A 16,254-nucleotide genomic window follows, 5' to 3' on the forward strand; every position below is an offset into this window, starting at 1 on the left:
CTATCCGGCCCCCTCCGGATCGTGCCGCACGGTCTGCGCATCGCGGATCTGGGTGGAGGACAGCGGCGAGCGCGGGCCGTGCAGGAAGATCCACGCCGGCCGCGGCGCGGACGCCAGCAATCCGGCATCGGTTTCGGTGAGGCGGCGGCGCGCCAGCACCGTCGCCGTCCGCGAGCGCGCCGCCCTCAGCGTCGAGCCGGGGCGATCGATGATCGCGATCGGCACGAGGTCGGCGATCTCCCGCCAGCGCTGCCAGCGGTGGAAGCCGTTCAGGTTGTCGGCCCCCATGATCCAGACGAAATGAACCTGCGGGCAGCGCCGCTTGAGATAGGCGATGGTGTCGTAGGTGAAATGGGTGTCGATCTCGGCCTCGAAGCCGGTGATGTCGATGCGCGGATGGTGAGCCAGCGCCGCCGCGGCCGCCATGCGCTCGGCCTGCGGCGGCAGGGCCGAATTGTCCTTCAGCGGGTTGCCGGGCGTCACGATCCACCACACGCGGTCGAGCTGCAGCCGCTTCAGCGCGATGAGGCTCGCCAGCCGGTGGCCGGCGTGGGGCGGATTGAACGAACCGCCGAACAAGCCGATGCGCAGGCCCGGAGCGTGCGGAGGCAGAACAGGCACGGGCCGCGTCATCGCGCGGCCTCGAAACCGTTCGACGCGATCAGCCTGCCATCTGCGATCAAGGCCGGGTCTGCCCGTTGCCGTGGATGCGGTACTTGAAGGACGTCAGCTGCTCCACGCCCACCGGCCCGCGCGCGTGCATGCGGCCGGTGGCGATGCCGATCTCGGCCCCGAAGCCGAACTCGCCGCCGTCGGCGAACTGGGTCGAGGCATTATGGGCGACGATGGCGGAATCGACCTCGCGCTGGAAGCGCGCCGCGGCACTCTTGTCGTCGGTGATGATCGAATCGGTGTGGTGCGATCCGTAGGTCTCGATGTGGTCGATGGCGGCCGCGATATCGTCCACCACGCGGGCGGAGATGATGGCGTCCTCGTATTCCGTGCGCCAGTCCTCCTCGACGGCGGGCTTCACGCGCGCGTCGACGGCCTGCGTCGCCTCGTCGCCGCGCACCTCGCAGCCCGCGTCGAGGAGCGCCGTGACCAGCGGCTTCAGATGCGTGTCCGCCACCGCCCTGTCGACGAGCAGCGTCTCGGCCGCGCCGCAGATGCCGGTGCGGCGCATCTTCGCGTTGAGCAGCACCTTGCGCGCCATCTCCAGGTCCGCGTCCTTGTGGACATAGACATGGCAGATGCCGTCGAGGTGGGCGAACACGGGCACGCGCGCCTCGGCCTGCACGCGGCCGACGAGCCCCTTGCCGCCACGCGGCACGATCACGTCGATATTGCCATCGAGCCCGCCGAGCAGCAGCCCCACCGCGTCGCGGTCGCGCACGGGGACGAGCTGCACCGCATCCGCCGGCAGCCCGGCCCGCTCCAGCCCGGCCCGGATCGCGGCCACGAGCCGCACGGCCGAGCGGAAGCTCTCGGAGCCGGCGCGCAGCACGGCGGCGTTGCCCGCCTTCACGCACAGCGAGCCGGCGTCGGCGGCCACATTGGGCCGGCTTTCGAAAATCACGCCGATCACGCCGAGCGGCACGGCAACACGCTCGATAACGAGCCCGTTGGGGCGCTCGAACGTCGCCAGCACGCGCCCGACGGGGTCCGGCAGATCCGCGACCTGCTCCACCGCCTGGGCGATGGCCTCGACGCGCGCGGGCGTCAGTTGCAGCCTGTCGATGAAGGCCTCGATGCGCCCGCCCGCCCGCGCCTCGGCCACGTCCTCGGCATTGGCCTCCAGCAGGCCGGCGACGTCCTCGCGGATGGCCTGCGCCGCGCTTTTCAGCGCAGCGGCGCGCTCGGCATCGGACGTCAACGCCAGCACGCGCGCCGCCTTGCGGGCGCGCCGGCCGATATCGAGCAGCAAATCCTCAAGTGGAAAGGCAGCCCCTGCCCCGTCGCGAGACCCGCCGATGCCGACAGCAGCGCTTGCCATGATCATGCTCCTCCGCCCCGGCAGCCGCCGCAACACAGGGCGGCCGCCATCACTCTATAGTCCATTGACTCCATTTACTACGCATGCGCGCCGCCCGGTCAAGCGGCACCGCCGGTCACGGCTCCTCTGGAGCCTCGCGTCCGAACAGCACGAGGTCGTCGCGGTGCACCATGGTCGCCCGCCCGCCACGGCCCAGCAGCGTCTCGATGTCCTGGGTCGAATGGCCGGCGATCAGCCCCGCCTCGTCAGCGTCGTAGCCGATGAGCCCGCGCCCGATCTCGCGTCCGTCCGGGCCGCGCACCGAAACCGCGTCGCCGCGATGGAAATGGCCCTCGAGCCGCCGGACCCCCGCCGGCAGCAGGCTCGCGCCGCGCCGCAGCGCCCGTTCCGCGCCCGCGTCGATATGCAGGATGCCGTGCGGCTGCAACGTGCCGGCGATCCACTTTTTCCGCGCGGTGACGGGGTTCGAGGGCGACAGGAACCACGTGCAGGGCGCGCCGTTGATCACCGCGGCCACCGGGCCCTCGACCCGCCCGTCGGCGATCAGCATGCAGGCGCCGCCGGCGGTGGCGATCTTGCCCGCCTCCACCTTGGTGCGCATGCCCCCGCGCGAGATCTCCGACGCCGCGCCGCCCGCCATGGCCTCGATGGCCGGCGTGATTTCCTCGACAAGCGGGATGTGGCGTGCGTGCGGATTGCCGTTCGGCGGGGCGGTGTAGAGGCCGTCGACATCCGAGAGCAGGATCAGCAGGTCCGCGCTCACCATGGTGGCGACACGCGCCGCCAGCCGGTCGTTGTCGCCATAGCGGATTTCGCTCGTCGCGACCGTATCGTTCTCGTTGATGATCGGCACGGCCTTGAGTTCCAGCAGCTTGCCGATGGTGGCGCGCGCATGCAGATAGCGCCGGCGCTTCTCGGTGTCCGAAAAGGTCAGCAGGATCTGGCCGGCGATGATCTCGTGCACGGCGAGCGCCTCGGTCCAGCGCCGCGCCAGCGCGATCTGCCCCACGGCCGCCGCCGCCTGGCTCTCCTCCAGCTTCAGCGGGCCTGCGGGCAGTTGCAGCACCGTGCGCCCGAGCGCGATCGCGCCGGACGAGACGACGATCACCTCCGCCCCCCTGTCGTGCAGGCGGGCGATGTCCTGCACCAGTGCCGCGAGCCAGCTGCGCTTCAGCCGCCCGCGCTCGCGGTCCACCAGCAGCGACGAACCGACCTTGATGACGACGCGCCGGAAGCGGCCGAGATCGGGCGCGCGAGCGGATGCAGCGGATGCGACGGGAACGGCGACAACGTCGGTCATGATACTCTGTCAACCGGAAGAAGAAACCACGCCGGATACTTATCCGACATACGCGGGAAGGAAAGCGAAAACTCGCGGTCCGCTCCTCACGGCTGCCATTCGGCCGGCGCGTGCCTGTCCGTTTCCTCGGCCTTCGCGTCATCGATGATGCGCGCGAGGCGGCGCAGCGCCGTCTCGACGCCCTCGCGCGAGGCGGAGGACAACAGCAGCGGCTCCTGCCCCGCCACCGCCGCGAGCGCCGCCGCACGCTCGGCGCGTGTCTCCTCGTCGAGCGCGTCGACCTTGGAGAGCGCCAGCACCTCCGGTTTTTCGGCAAGCCCGCCGCCATAGGCCTCGAGCTCGGCGCGGATGATTTCATACGCGCCTGCGACATCCTCGGACGTCGCGTCGACGAGGTGCAGCAGCACGCGGCAGCGCTCGACGTGGCCGAGGAACCGGTCGCCGAGCCCCGCGCCCTCATGCGCGCCCTCGATCAGCCCGGGAATGTCGGCGAGCACGAACCCGCGCCCGTCGATGCCGACGACGCCGAGATTGGGGTGCAGCGTCGTGAACGGATAATCGGCGATCTTGGGCTTGGCCGCGCTGACCGCCGCCAGGAACGTCGACTTGCCGGCGTTCGGCAGGCCCACGAGCCCCGCGTCGGCGATGAGCTTCAGGCGCAGCCAGATCCACATCTCCGTGCCTTCCTGGCCCGGATTGGCCCGCCGGGGCGCCTGGTTGGTGGAGGACTTGAAATAGGCGTTGCCGAAACCGCCGTTGCCACCCTTCGCCAGCACGACGCGCTGGCCGACCTCGGTCAGGTCCGCGAGCAGCGTCTCGTTGTCCTCGGCGAAGATCTGCGTGCCGGCCGGCACTTTCAGCACCACGTCGGCACCGCGCGCGCCGGTGCGGTTCTTGCCCATGCCGTGCTGGCCGGGGCGGGCGCGGAAATGCTGCTGGTAGCGGTAGTCGATCAGCGTATTGAGGCTGTCGACGCATTCCACCACCACGTCGCCGCCCCGCCCGCCGTCACCGCCGTCCGGGCCGCCGAACTCGATGAATTTCTCGCGACGGAACGACACGCAGCCCGCCCCGCCGTTGCCGGAGCTGACATAAACCTTCGCCTGATCGAGAAACTTCATCGCTGTCCGAACCTGTCATGAAAACGGCGATGAAGCGGGACGCCGGTTCGCATCCCGCTTCATCGGCTTGATGGGACGGGCTTCCGTTAAAACAGCAGCACGTCAGAGCATGTCATCATTTCACGGAAACGATGACATGCTCTAAGTTTTTGATTTCGAGCGAATTCTTGTCGATCGGACGATTTCCGTCTGATCGGAACACGCTCTAGGCGGCGCAGGTCTGTATGCGGCGCTCGCGCCCGAGAACCGTATCGAAGCTAGGCAGCGTGCGGCGCTGGGACTTCGAATACAGCGGCGTCTCCCCCACGACGACGAAGCCGAGCTTCCTCTGCACCCGCAGCGACGCCTCATTGCCCGCGAACGCCCCGGACGTGATGTGCACGACGTCGTTGCAGGCGAAGAACGCGTCGACGAACGCCTCCGCCGCCTCGCTCATGAACCCATTGCCCCAGAAGGGCTCCCCGAGCCAGTAGCCAAAATGCAGCGCGCCGTCCCGGGGATGAAGCGCGATCACGCCGGCAACGGCGCCACCGCGCTCGATGGCATGCACCACGCCCCTGCCTGTTGCGTTCTCGTCACAAGCGCGCCTCGCGAACGCTTCCGTGTCCTCCAGCCTGTTCGGCCAGGGCACCGAAGCCAGCCAGCGCGCCACCTCCCACGTCAGCAGGGAGTTGAGCGTCGGCGCGTCGTCCCCCCGCAACGGCCGCAGGACAAGCCGATCGGTTCTGATCGTTTCATTCAGCATGACCGCCTCCCCGTTCGCGTCGCTGCATAGACCGGGAATGGGGCGCGAGTGAGATCGCGCCCGTCATATCGGTCGAGCGATACGGAAACGGGGAGGTGTTTCGGCCAGCCTCGATGGGCCATGACCGGAGCAAGCTCCCAGATGCGGCCATTGGCGCCGACCGCATCGACACGGGCGGCCCGTTGCACGCGGCCCGCGAGGCGGACGACGGCGTTGGCGGCTTCAGCGATGATGGTGCGAATGGTCATCTTTCTGCTCCGATCCTGCCTGCGCGGGGGCAGGCTCAAACGACAAAAGGGGAAATGGCATCCCATTTCCCCGGTCGGTGGATCGCAAGCCGAAGCACAACGAGCCTCGCCGGGGTATGGAATACCGGCGAAAGCCCTTTGTCGGACTGCTTTCGCCTGTTTATTCTGCTGCTTCCTGTACCGCGTTGACGCGTACATAGGAGCGGTCGTGGCGGGTGAGGAACTCGACATGCCCCTCGACGAGGGCGAAAAGGGTGTGGTCCTTGCCGATGCCGACGTTGTCGCCCGGATGAACCTTCGTGCCGCGTTGGCGCACGATGATGTTACCCGGAATGACACGCTCGCCGCCGTACTTCTTGACGCCGAGGCGGCGGCCGTCCGAGTCGCGCCCGTTGCGGGACGAACCGCCTGACTTTTTATGGGCCATGATAAACTCCCGAAATCCTGAATGTCGCTACCGGCCTTCCGGTTCCACGCTTTCTGCGCGCCTGCCCGGAGGGCCTGAAATCCTGGTGGCCGCGTCGCCGCCTTATTCGGCGGCCTCGGCCTTCGTCTCGTCTTCAGCGGGCCGCGGAAGCGCCTGGCCGCCGAGCAGAATGTCGGTGATGCGCACCACGGTCAGCTCCTGACGGTGGCCGCGCTTGCGCTTCGAGTTCTGGCGGCGACGCTTCTTGAAGGCGATGACCTTCTTGCCGCGGGTCTGCTCGACCACCTCGCCGGCGACCGAAGCGCCAGCGACGACGGGAGCACCGACCTCAATGCCGTCCGCGCCCTTCGAGAGCACGAGCACGTCGTCGAACGTCACCGAAGCGCCCGCCTCGGCGGTGAGCTTCTCGACGGTGATGACGTCGTTGGCGGCAACGGTATACTGCTTGCCGCCAGTCCTGATGACTGCGAAAGTCATGTGTCTGTCCTGTTCACGGTCCTCTCTTGCCGGAGCGCGCCCCGCGGGACGGCCGATCGACAGAGCGGCTTTTTCTCGATTTTTAAGAACCAAAGGGCGCCAGGCAGACAGCGCCGACGCCCACGGTTCCGATGGATGCGGAGTACCCCTGCCGGAATATCCTGCATTGAAGTATTCCGCTTAATCCCGCGCCCCCTGATTGTCAACGAAAATCCGGAAAAAATCGCTTTTCCGCCTCTTGATCTTCGCGGCGACTCGGCTATTAAGGTCACCACCGCGAGCGGAGAGGTGGCAGAGTGGTTGAATGCACCGCACTCGAAATGCGGCATGGGGGCAACTCCATCGGGGGTTCAAATCCCTCCCTCTCCGCCATTTTCCTTGATCTCACGCCAGTTCGCTTCGCTCACCGCTCCGATGGGGTGCGCTGACCGCGCGACGCCTGGTCGGGCTTGCGAAGCCTGCGGGTTCGGGTGACCTCCCGAAGCTGTGAAGCGGCGCAGGGAGACCGGTGACGCTCTCGCCCCCGAAGGGGCGGTTCAGCAGCGCGCGCTGCGGGCGCCGGCCATGATGATCACCTCGGCATCGTTCTCGTCGCCTCCGTATGCTGCTCGTCCAATAAAGCCCGAACCGGAAAGTGCGCCCGCTTTCCGGAAAAATTTGATGTGCAAACATCATGCGGCGGCAGCGATCCGGATCTTCCGTCCGCCGCGCTGGCGGCCGTTTCGATTCGCGCCCGCCCCGGCCGATCGCCCGCGATAGACCAGTATCGGCCGCCCGGCCCTCCTTGCATTCGGACAATTTGACTTCGCCCGAACCCAATCTATGGTCACTAACGGCCTGTAGGTTGCGGTGGCGATTTGGTTTATATCAGATCCGCGCCCCCAGCGCGGGCCGGGATACCCGTCTGGCACGATCGACAACGAGGGGACAACAGCATGGCGCGCCGCCCCGAACGCCTCAGGGCCGCAGGTCCCGCCGGACTGCTGCAGATTCCGCTGATGTGGACGTCGTTCGCGTTCAGCACGGCCGGGAAAATCGCCTCGTCCATGGCGCGAAACCTGTCCTCCGCCCCGAGCGCGCGCCGGAACGACCCGCCGTTGCGCTGGACCACCGAGCACCAAGTGGCGCTCGAACTGGAGGCGGTCACGCTGCGCGACTTCTCCGCCGGCAGGCCGGCCGACGGGGCCACGCTCATCTGCACGCCGCTTGCCTTTCACCGCGCCACGATAGCGGACTTCGCGCCCGGCCACAGCCTCGTCGCGGCTCTGCGTGAAGCGGGAATCGGCAATGTCTTCGTCATCGACTGGCTGCCGGCGACGACCGAGATGCGCTACAAATCGCTCGACAGCTATTTCAGCGATCTGAACGTCCTGGTCGACAGCCTGCCCCAGCCCGTGGACATCGTCGGCCTGTGTCAGGGCGGCTGGATGGCGCTCGCCTATGCGGCGCGGTTTCCGCACAAGGTGCGCAAGCTCGTGCTCGCCGGCGCGCCGGTCGACGTCGAAACGGCCACGAGCTCGCTGTCGGCGCTGGCGTCGCGCGTGCCCGCCGACATGTTCGAGCACTTCGTGGAACTCGGCAACGGCACCATCTCCGGCGCGCGCGTGCTGGACATCCTCGCCCCCGCCGGCATCGACGAAGCCTATATGCTCCACACGCTCCAGATACCGCGCGGCACGCCGCCCCAATGCACCGCCGCCCTGCGCGAGGCCTTCGACATCTGGTTCTGGACCACCATCGACATCCCCGGCAGGTACTATCTCGACGTCGTCAGCCGCATATTCAAGCAGAACCAGCTCGCCACCAACCGGCTCGAGGTGCTGGGACGGATGGCCGTCCTGTCGAGGGTCGAGGCGCCCTTGCTGCTGCTCGCCGCCGAACACGACGAGTTCGTGGCCCCGGAACAGATCTTCGCCGCCGAGCGCCTGACGAGACCCCCGGCCGGCGCCGTTCGCAAGATCACCGTTCCCGGCAACCACCTCGGCCTGTTCCTCGGCGGCAACACCATCCGCAAGACCTGGCCGAAGATCGCGCGCTGGCTTGCCGCCGCGCCGGCGTGAGCCGCGCACCCCGTCCGCCGGGATGCGCCGCCCCGTCGGGACAACCCGCGGCAATCAGAAGTCGCGCTGGAGACGGACCCGGCCGGTTACGGCGTCTTCCGACTTGAGCCCCCTGGCCAGGATCTCGTTCTGGAAGGTCTTGCGCTCCACCTTCGAGTAAAGAACCTCGACGCCGATATCGAAGTCGCTGACCGGCGACCAGATCACGTTCGACCCCACGCTCCAGGCGTCGAAGTTGCGCAGGTCGACATAATCGACCTTGACGGCATTGTCGTAGGAAACGCCCGTGTAGCTGCCGAACAGGCTCTGGCGCACCGAGGGCGTCCAGTAGTGCAGGAAGGCAGCGGTGGCGTTCCAGCCCCTGGTCTTCTTGATGTCGCCGTTGATGATGGCGCCGTCCGTCACGAGGGAGGTGTAGTCGGCATAGGCGACATCGCCGACGCCGAGATAGCTGAGCGCACCGTCGGCATAGGCTGCCTGCAGCCACAGCACGTCGCCCGCGGCGAGCGTGGTGAGATTGAGCTTGACGCCGCCCTGCACGGCCCAGCCGTAGGTCGTGTCGACGCGCTGGCCCCACTGCCCGCCCCAGGGTGCATGGATCGACGCCGAGCTGAGCTGATGCAGCGCGCCGGACAGCTGCGCCGCGCCCCAGTCCTGATCCACGTTCAGGTTGGCGACGATATCGGGCAGGCGCTGGCCGGCGGCATCGTACACGTCGGGATTGACGCGGCGTGCATTGGCATCCTCGATCGACAGCGTCGCCGAGAAGCCCTCGCCGAAAGTCGCCGTATAGGCGAAGACGTTGGTCGAGAGGTCGGAGCCGAACGAGGTCTCGAAGCCGTTGCCCCAGTTCAGGTCGTTGGCGTAGAAATCGAAGAACGACTGGACCTGGCCGGCCGTGATGCCGGCCCACTGGATGTAGGCCTTCTCGAGCAGCGCACCGCTGTCCGTCGCGTCGAATATGCCCGAATTCTTGTCGATCTCATACCGCAGGAAGGCGCGCAGCGTACCGTAGTCTGTCGGCGTGCGCACGTCGACGTCAAGACGTCCGCGCGCGCGGATCCCGGTGACATCCTGACGACGCCCGTCCTTCCATGCCGCCGTGACGTTGCCGAGACTGTCGGTCTCGACGACCGTCCCGCCCTTGGGCTGCTGATAGCCGAATTCAGCCCTGACGCGGCCGCCGATCCTGATGCACGTGTCCGTTCCCGGAACGTAGAAGAACCCCTCGCCATGCGTGCTGCACACGCGCACGTATTCGACCGGGGCGCTCTTCGCGATGGGAAGATCGGCGGCCAGAGCAGCAGGCACCACCACAAGACCGGCGACGCCGCCGATCAGCATCCCTTTTACAGACGTCACCATGCTGCGCTCTCCTATCCTGCTGCGCCATAGCGTCACTGCACCGCTCGTCCCATATGGAAGATCGGGAAATGTATTCATCCCGCCTCTGCTGCGGGCATGCCACCAAACTTAGGCAGCGAATCCAGCTATTTGCAATACGAAATCGCACAAGCCTCACAACGAATATTTATACCTACAGTAAAATAAATTTAAATTTGCCATTTTCTTATTCAAATACATAGCCAATAAGGCATATGCACAAGAATTGGTCAAATTCTGTTTGTCGATGACATCGATAGCAAAACGCGATGGCTCAACGGCCGGCGCGACGCAGACCTGCGCCGGCTCGCGTTTTCCGGCCGATTGCGGCGGGAGGTTACAAATACCTTCACACGGCGGGTGTTATAAGGCGAAGATGGCGTTGTCCTTCGTCAACATTGCTCCAGGGAAGGCGATCCGATCGATGGCGATAACTCACGTGGACTATCTTCTGCTGGGCGGTGGCCTTGCAAGCGCAACCGCCGCCGAGACCCTGCGGCATGAAGGCGCTAAGGGCGAGATTCTCATCCTCTCCGAAGAAAGCATCTCCCCCTACTACCGCCCGTTCCTGTCCAAGGAATATCTCGTCCAGCATCAGGACCGCTCCAAGCTGCAGATCTTCCCCGAGTCCTTCTACGCCCAGCAGGACATCAGGCTGGCGCTCAACACCACGGCGGTGAAGCTCGACACGCAGGCCAGGAATATCGTCACGAGCGCGGGGCAGGTCATCGACTACGACAAGCTGCTCATCGCCACCGGCGCCAAGCCGAAGCCCGTCCGCATTCCGGGCGCGCATCTTGCCGGCATCTATTCCCTGCGCCGGCGCAGCGAGGGCGAGGCCATCCGCCGGGCCGCCGCGAACGCCAAGCGGGCGGTCGTCATGGGCGGCAGCTTTCTGGGCATGGAAATCGCCATGTCGCTGCATCACCTCGGGCTTCATGTCACCATCGTCGAGCTCGGCGACAGGGTGCTGACCCACCTCGAGTCGCCGCGGCTGTCGGAGCATTTCCGGGCCTTCGCGGAACAGCAGGGGCTCACCCTGCACTTCGGCGACTACGTCACAGCCCTTGAGGGTGACGAACACGTCCGGGCGGTCGTCACGCACAACGGCCTCACGATCCCTGCCGATCTCGTCGTGGCCAGCATCGGCGTCGACCCTGCGACCACGTTCCTGCAGGACACCGACATCGAACTTGACAGGGGCCGCGTGCTGGTGAACGAGTTCATGGCCACCAACGTGCCGGGCGTGTTCGCCGCCGGCGACGTCACCACCTTCTACGATCCCGTCTTCCGCACCCGCCGCCATATCGAGCACGCCGACAACGCCATGCGCCAGGGGCGGATCGCCGCGCGCAACATGCTCGGCAAGCGCCAGCGGTACGAGCAGGTGTCCTATTTCTTCTGCGAGGTCGGGGAACTCAGCTTCAGCGCGCTCGGCGTCTCCGAGGAGGCGGACGAGTGGGTCGAGCGCGGCAACCTGGAGGAGCGCTCCTTCGCGATGTTCTATCTGCGCGAGGGCGTGGTGCAGGGCTATTTCTCCATGGGCCGCCCCGCGAGCGAGACGCGCACCGCCGAGGGGCTGATCCGCTACCGCGTCAACGTCTCCGACCGCAAGGAGCGCATCGCCGACGCGAGCACGCCGCTCGACGACATCCCGACGCAGAACGTCTTCGTGCTGCAGGGCGGCGGCGCGCTCGGCGCGTTCGAGACCGGCGTCGTCCGGGCGCTCGAGGAGGACGGCATCTATCCCGATATCGTCGCGGGCGTGTCGATCGGCGCGATCAACGGCGCGGTCATCGCCGGCAACCCGCGCAACCCGACGCGGGCGCTGGAGGCGTTCTGGAAGGACCTCACCGTCGCCGCGCCCAGGCTGCTGCCCGACGACGTGCGGCGCACCGCCGTCTCGCTCCAGATCCTGGCCTTCGGCGTGCCGCAGTTCTTCCGCCCCCGCTGGTTCCCACCCGCGTTCGACCCGCTGCAGCCGCCGCTCAACTGGACGAGCTATTACGACACCTCGCCGATGAAGACCCTGCTCACCAAGTACGTGGACTTTCCGGCGCTGAAGCACAGCCCGGTGCGGCTGCTGGTGAGCGCCGTCAACGTGACCACGGCGGAACTCGAGATCTTCGACAGCTATGTCGACGACCTCACGCCGGACCACATCCTCGCCAGCGGCAGCCTGCCGCCGAGCTTCCCGTGGACCTACATCGACGGCAAGGCCTACTGGGACGGCGGCATCATCAGCAATTCGCCCCTCGACATCGTGCTTGATCGCTGCGGGCCGGAGGGCAAGCAGGTCTATGCGGTCGATCTCTTCGCCTCGGCGAAGCCCCTGCCGCAGAACATGATCGAGGTGCGCTCGCGCCTGAGCGAGATCATCTATTCCGAGCGCGTGCGCAACGACATCCGCATCCGCGAGGTGGTCAGCGCCTATCGCGGGCTGATCGAGCACGTGCTGAGCCATGTCGAGTCGGAAACCGCCGCCCGCATCCGCCAGCGTCCCTACTACATCCAGCTCATGGGTGACGGGGCGCCGATGAAGATCACGCGCTTCCTGCGCATGGGCACGCCCGGCGAGCCGTCATCGCGCGACTACGACTTTTCGGACCTCGGCATCCGGCAAAACCAGAAGGAAGGCTACGAACTCGCCATCCGCACCCTGCGCGAGCAACGCCAGCAGGCTGTGGAGGAAGACGACGTGCCCGAATTCATCGCCGAAGCCTCGGAATGACGGGCAGCCCCGGGACGGGGAGGCCTACTTGCCGGCTCTCACTTGCCGGCTCTCATTTGCCGGCGACGCGCGCCCGCAGCCGGTCGGCCACGCGGGCGGGCACGAAATGCGATACGTCCCCGCCCATCTTCGCGATCTGGCGCACCAGCGTCCCGGTGATCGGACGCATCGCGGGGGACGCGGGCAGGAACACGGTCTGCACATCCGGGGCCATCGCGCCGTTCATGCCGGACATCTGCATCTCGTAGTCGAGGTCGGTGCCGTCGCGCAGGCCGCGAACGAGCAGCGACGCGCCGAGGCGGCGCGCCGCCGACACCACCAGATCGTCGAAGGTCACGACGTCGAACTCGACGCCGGCCGCGGCCGCGAGCGGCGCACATTCCTCGTGCAGCATCACCGCCCGTTCCTGGGCGGTGAACAGCGGCGTCTTGCCCGGGTGGATGCCGATGGCGACGACGAGCTTGTCGGTGAGCAGCACCGCGCCGCGCACGATGTCGATGTGGCCGTTGGTCACCGGATCGAACGTACCTGCGTAGATCGCCACACGCGCCATGCCCGCCTCCTCCGCAAAGCAACTTGCGTTTAATTCGAGACTCGAATTAAACGCAAGTTGCGGTAATACATCAAATCCAGAGCGCTTTCCGTTCAAACGGAATCGTTTGAACGACAAAAATCCGCTCAAAATCAACAAGTTAGAGTATGTTGTCGTTTCCGTGAAAAGACAACATACTCCAAGGCGATTGCACAACGGACCGTGCTTCAGCGACAACGCAAATCGCTTCAGACCCGATCAGACCTCCGGAACCTCCGCCTCATCGCCGTCCTCGCCCTCGTCGCTGATGCGCTCGACCGAGACCACGCGCTCGTCCTCGGAGGTGTTGAACACGATCACGCCCTGGGCCGAGCGGCCGGTCATGCGGATGCCCTCCACTGGCACGCGGATGAGCTGCCCGCCGTCGGTCACCAGCATGATCTGATCCGAGGGCTCGACCGGGAACGAGGCCACGAGCTGGCCATTGCGCCCATTGACCGCCATGGCGACGATGCCCTTGCCGCCGCGCCCGGTCACCCGGTATTCGTAGGCCGAGGTGCGCTTGCCGTAGCCGTTCTCGGAGAGCGTCAGCACGAACTGCTCGTTGGCGCTCAGCTCCGCGTAGCGCTCCTGCCCGAGGACGATCTCGCGGGCGATTTCCTGCCCCGCGTCCTCGCCGTCTACGGCCGCGCCGTTCCCGTTCGTCTCCTCGCCCTCCACCGCATCGCCGTTCAGCGCGCGCCGCGCCGCGTTGGCGAGCTTGAGATAGGTGGCGCGCTCGTCCGGGCTCGCCTCGACGTGGCGCAGGATGGAGAGCGAGATCACCCGGTCGCCGGGGACAAGCGCGATGCCGCGCACGCCGGTGGAATCGCGGCCCTTGAACACGCGCACTTCCGGCGTCGCGAAGCGGATCGCCTGGCCGGAGGCCGTGGTGAGCAGCACGTCGTCGGCCTCGGTGCTGATCTGCACGTCGACGATCTGGTCGCCCTCGTCGAGCTTCATGGCGATCTTGCCGGCGCGGTTCACCTGCACGAAGTCCGAGAGCTTGTTGCGCCGCACGTTGCCCGCGCGGGTAGCGAACATCACGTCGAGGCTGTCCCAGGTGGCTTCGTCCTCGGGCAGCGGCATGATGGTAGTGATGCGCTCGCCCTCGCTGAGCGGCAATATGTTGACGAGCGCCTTGCCGCGCGCGTTGGGCGCGGCCAAGGGCAGACGCCACACCTTCTCCTTGTACACCTGCCCGCGCGAGGAGAAGAACAGCACCGGCGTGTGCGTATTCGCCACGAAAAGCCGGGTGACGAAATCCTCGTCGCGCGTCTGCATGGCCGAGCGGCCCTTGCCGCCGCGCCGCTGCGCCCGGTAGGTCGAGAGCGGCACGCGCTTGATGTAGCCGAGATGCGAGACGGTGATGACCATGTCCTCGCGCTGGATGAGATCCTCGTCCTCGACGTCGGAATCCCAGTCCGCGATCTCGGTGCGGCGCGGGGTGGCGAAGGCGTCGCGCACGGCGATGAGCTCATCGCGCACGATGCCCATGATGCGCACGCGCGATTGCAGGATGTCGAGATAGTCCGCGATCTCGGCCGCGAGCTTGTTGAGTTCGTCGGCGATCTCGTCGCGCCCCAGCGCCGTGAGGCGCTGCAGGCGCAGGTCGAGGATGGCACGCGCCTGCGTCTCCGACAGGCGGTAGGTGCCGTCCGCCTGCACCAGATGGCGCGGATCGGCGATGAGCACGACGAGCGCCTCCACGTCCCGCGCTGGCCAGTCGCGCGCCATCAGCGCCTCGCGGGCGGTGTTGGGATCAGGCGAGGTGCGGATGAGGCGGATCACCTCGTCGATATTGGCCACCGCGATGGCGAGGCCGACCAGCACGTGCGCCCGGTCGCGCGCCTTGTTGAGCAGGAAGCGCGTGCGCCGCGCCACCACCTCCTCGCGGAAATCGACGAAGGCCGAGATCATGTCGCGCAGGGTGAGCTGCTCCGGCCGGCCGCCGTTCAGCGCCACGATATTGGCGCCGAAGCTCGATTGCAGCGCCGTGAAGCGGTAGAGCTGGTTGAGCACCACGTCGCCCACCGCGTCGCGCTTGAGCTCGATGACGATGCGCATGCCCTCGCGGTCGGACTCGTCGCGCAGCTCCGCGATGCCCTCGATCTTCTTCTCGCGAACGAGCTCGCCGATGCGCTCGACCAGCGTCGCCTTGTTCACCTGATAGGGGATTTCGGTGAAGATGATGGCTTCGCGGTCCTTGCGGATCTCCTCGATGCGGCTTTTCGCCCTGAGAATGATGGAGCCCCTGCCCGTGGCGTAGGCCGAGCGGATGCCGGCGCGCCCGAGGATCGTCGCGCCGGTGGGGAAATCCGGCCCCGGCACGATCTCGATGAGCTGCTCCAGCGTGATTTCCGGATCGGCGATATAGGCCACGCAGGCGTCCACGACCTCGCCCAGATTGTGCGGCGGAATGTTCGTCGCCATGCCGACGGCGATGCCGCCGGCGCCGTTGACCAGCAGGTTGGGGAATCGCGCCGGCAGCACGACGGGCTCGAACTTCGACTCGTCGTAGTTGGGGCGGAAATCGACGGTGTCCTTGTCGATATCCTCCAGCAGCGCCATGGCGGATCTGGCCAAGCGCGACTCGGTGTAGCGCATGGCCGCCGCCGGATCGCCGTCGACGGAGCCGAAGTTGCCCTGCCCGTCGACGAGCGGCAGGCGCATGGAGAAGTCCTGCGCCATGCGCACGAGCGCGTCGTAGATGGAGGCGTCGCCGTGGGGGTGATACTGACCCATGACATCGCCGACGATGCGGGCGGATTTGACGTATCTCTTGTCCGGCGTATAGCCGTTCTCGTGCATCGAATAGAGGATGCGCCGGTGCACGGGCTTGAGGCCGTCGCGCAGGTCCGGCAGGGCGCGGCTGACGATCACGCTCATGGCGTAATCGAGATAGCTGCGCTTCATCTCGTCGATGATCGAGACGGGCTTGATATCGCTTTCGGGAACGCCCGAGCCGGAATTGTCCGGGCCGGGCTTGTCCAAGCCGTCGTTGTCGTTGTCGTCTGCCAAGGAAATCGTCCAGATACAGATTAAGGAAAAAGGAAAACCGTCAGATATATATGTCGCGGCAGGCCCGACTGAAACGGGCCCGTTTCCGTCTAAACCATCGCGGCGCAAAATGCCACCGCCGCGGGCGGAAAGACGCAAGTTGCCAACGCAATAGTTGGTGCGCCCCGGCATTCCCGC

The 16,254-nt window shown here is 66.6% G+C and carries 13 protein-coding genes and 1 tRNA gene; 3 read left to right on the top strand and 11 right to left on the bottom strand.

Annotation, left to right across the window (positions count from 1 at the left end):
• The 8 genes from ACUSIJ_RS00915 to rplU all read right to left on the bottom strand — a co-directional run bounded on the left by ACUSIJ_RS00915 (position 1) and on the right by rplU (position 6,311).
• Entirely contained in the window at positions 1-633 is a 633-nt protein-coding gene (locus ACUSIJ_RS00915) for a nicotinate-nucleotide adenylyltransferase (RefSeq protein WP_449306462.1), read from the bottom strand.
• 46 nt (positions 634-679) lie between these two features.
• Complete coding sequence (locus ACUSIJ_RS00920; RefSeq protein ID WP_449306463.1) at positions 680-1,993, bottom strand: glutamate-5-semialdehyde dehydrogenase; 1,314 nt, start codon at positions 1,991-1,993, stop codon at positions 680-682.
• A 115-nt stretch (positions 1,994-2,108) separates the two neighbouring features.
• Positions 2,109-3,293, bottom strand: coding sequence for a glutamate 5-kinase (proB, locus tag ACUSIJ_RS00925; protein ID WP_449306464.1), 1,185 nt, complete (start codon positions 3,291-3,293; stop codon positions 2,109-2,111).
• 86 nt (positions 3,294-3,379) lie between these two features.
• Positions 3,380-4,414 carry a GTPase ObgE gene (obgE, locus tag ACUSIJ_RS00930; RefSeq protein WP_449306465.1) on the bottom strand — a complete coding sequence of 345 codons (1,035 nt, stop codon included), beginning with the start codon at positions 4,412-4,414 and terminating at the stop codon, positions 3,380-3,382.
• A 205-nt stretch (positions 4,415-4,619) separates the two neighbouring features.
• Positions 4,620-5,159, bottom strand: a complete 540-nt coding sequence (locus ACUSIJ_RS00935; RefSeq protein WP_449306466.1) for a GNAT family N-acetyltransferase — start codon at positions 5,157-5,159, stop codon at positions 4,620-4,622.
• The gene (locus tag ACUSIJ_RS00940; RefSeq protein WP_449306467.1) at positions 5,153-5,407 is read right to left on the bottom strand and encodes a hypothetical protein; all 255 of its coding nucleotides are present in this window, start codon (positions 5,405-5,407) and stop codon (positions 5,153-5,155) included. Before ACUSIJ_RS00940 ends, ACUSIJ_RS00935 begins: the two co-directional genes overlap by 7 nt.
• A 160-nt stretch (positions 5,408-5,567) precedes the next feature.
• Positions 5,568-5,834 (bottom strand): 50S ribosomal protein L27, encoded by a 267-nt coding sequence (gene rpmA, locus ACUSIJ_RS00945; protein WP_449306468.1) that lies wholly within the window; start codon positions 5,832-5,834, stop codon positions 5,568-5,570.
• Positions 5,835-5,936: 102 nt separating this feature from the next.
• Complete coding sequence (gene rplU, locus ACUSIJ_RS00950) at positions 5,937-6,311, bottom strand: 50S ribosomal protein L21 (protein ID WP_449306469.1); 375 nt, start codon at positions 6,309-6,311, stop codon at positions 5,937-5,939.
• Between the two features lie 282 nt (positions 6,312-6,593).
• On the opposite strand from rplU, the gene ACUSIJ_RS00955 reads away from it, so the two are divergent.
• Positions 6,594-6,683, top strand: a tRNA-Ser gene (locus ACUSIJ_RS00955).
• 563 nt (positions 6,684-7,246) lie between these two features.
• Positions 7,247-8,371, top strand: coding sequence for an alpha/beta fold hydrolase (locus tag ACUSIJ_RS00960; RefSeq protein WP_449306470.1), 1,125 nt, complete (start codon positions 7,247-7,249; stop codon positions 8,369-8,371).
• A 54-nt stretch (positions 8,372-8,425) separates the two neighbouring features.
• Here the strand turns inward: ACUSIJ_RS00960 and ACUSIJ_RS00965 are convergent, their stop codons facing one another.
• Positions 8,426-9,736 (bottom strand): porin, encoded by a 1,311-nt coding sequence (locus tag ACUSIJ_RS00965; RefSeq protein ID WP_449306471.1) that lies wholly within the window; start codon positions 9,734-9,736, stop codon positions 8,426-8,428.
• A gap of 442 nt (positions 9,737-10,178) precedes the next feature.
• Here ACUSIJ_RS00965 and ACUSIJ_RS00970 point away from each other — a divergent pair, with 442 nt between their 5' ends.
• Positions 10,179-12,485, top strand: a complete 2,307-nt coding sequence (locus ACUSIJ_RS00970; protein WP_449306472.1) for an FAD-dependent oxidoreductase — start codon at positions 10,179-10,181, stop codon at positions 12,483-12,485.
• A gap of 52 nt (positions 12,486-12,537) precedes the next feature.
• Here ACUSIJ_RS00970 and coaD read toward each other — a convergent pair whose 3' ends face one another.
• Together coaD and gyrA are read right to left on the bottom strand one after the other, a co-directional pair.
• Positions 12,538-13,038, bottom strand: a complete 501-nt coding sequence (gene coaD, locus ACUSIJ_RS00975; RefSeq protein WP_449306473.1) for a pantetheine-phosphate adenylyltransferase — start codon at positions 13,036-13,038, stop codon at positions 12,538-12,540.
• Between the two features lie 237 nt (positions 13,039-13,275).
• Positions 13,276-15,972 (bottom strand): DNA gyrase subunit A, encoded by a 2,697-nt coding sequence (gene gyrA / locus ACUSIJ_RS00980; RefSeq protein WP_449306669.1) that lies wholly within the window; start codon positions 15,970-15,972, stop codon positions 13,276-13,278.
• Between the last annotated feature and the right edge of the window lie 282 nt (positions 15,973-16,254).

This window comes from Pseudochelatococcus sp. B33, from assembly GCF_053570585.1.

Excerpts from the sequence above, each read along its gene's own strand:
- ACUSIJ_RS00915 (WP_449306462.1), bottom strand. The coding sequence starts at position 633 with ATGACGCGGCCCGTGCCTGTTCTGCCTCCGCACGCTCCGGGCCTGCGC.
- ACUSIJ_RS00920 (WP_449306463.1), bottom strand. The coding sequence starts at position 1,993 with ATGGCAAGCGCTGCTGTCGGCATCGGCGGGTCTCGCGACGGGGCAGGG.
- proB (WP_449306464.1), bottom strand. The coding sequence starts at position 3,293 with ATGACCGACGTTGTCGCCGTTCCCGTCGCATCCGCTGCATCCGCTCGC.
- obgE (WP_449306465.1), bottom strand. The coding sequence starts at position 4,414 with ATGAAGTTTCTCGATCAGGCGAAGGTTTATGTCAGCTCCGGCAACGGC.
- ACUSIJ_RS00935 (WP_449306466.1), bottom strand. The coding sequence starts at position 5,159 with ATGCTGAATGAAACGATCAGAACCGATCGGCTTGTCCTGCGGCCGTTG.
- ACUSIJ_RS00940 (WP_449306467.1), bottom strand. The coding sequence starts at position 5,407 with ATGACCATTCGCACCATCATCGCTGAAGCCGCCAACGCCGTCGTCCGC.
- rpmA (WP_449306468.1), bottom strand. The coding sequence starts at position 5,834 with ATGGCCCATAAAAAGTCAGGCGGTTCGTCCCGCAACGGGCGCGACTCG.
- rplU (WP_449306469.1), bottom strand. The coding sequence starts at position 6,311 with ATGACTTTCGCAGTCATCAGGACTGGCGGCAAGCAGTATACCGTTGCC.
- ACUSIJ_RS00960 (WP_449306470.1), top strand. The coding sequence starts at position 7,247 with ATGGCGCGCCGCCCCGAACGCCTCAGGGCCGCAGGTCCCGCCGGACTG.
- ACUSIJ_RS00965 (WP_449306471.1), bottom strand. The coding sequence starts at position 9,736 with ATGGTGACGTCTGTAAAAGGGATGCTGATCGGCGGCGTCGCCGGTCTT.
- ACUSIJ_RS00970 (WP_449306472.1), top strand. The coding sequence starts at position 10,179 with ATGGCGATAACTCACGTGGACTATCTTCTGCTGGGCGGTGGCCTTGCA.
- coaD (WP_449306473.1), bottom strand. The coding sequence starts at position 13,038 with ATGGCGCGTGTGGCGATCTACGCAGGTACGTTCGATCCGGTGACCAAC.
- gyrA (WP_449306669.1), bottom strand. The coding sequence starts at position 15,972 with ATGAAGCGCAGCTATCTCGATTACGCCATGAGCGTGATCGTCAGCCGC.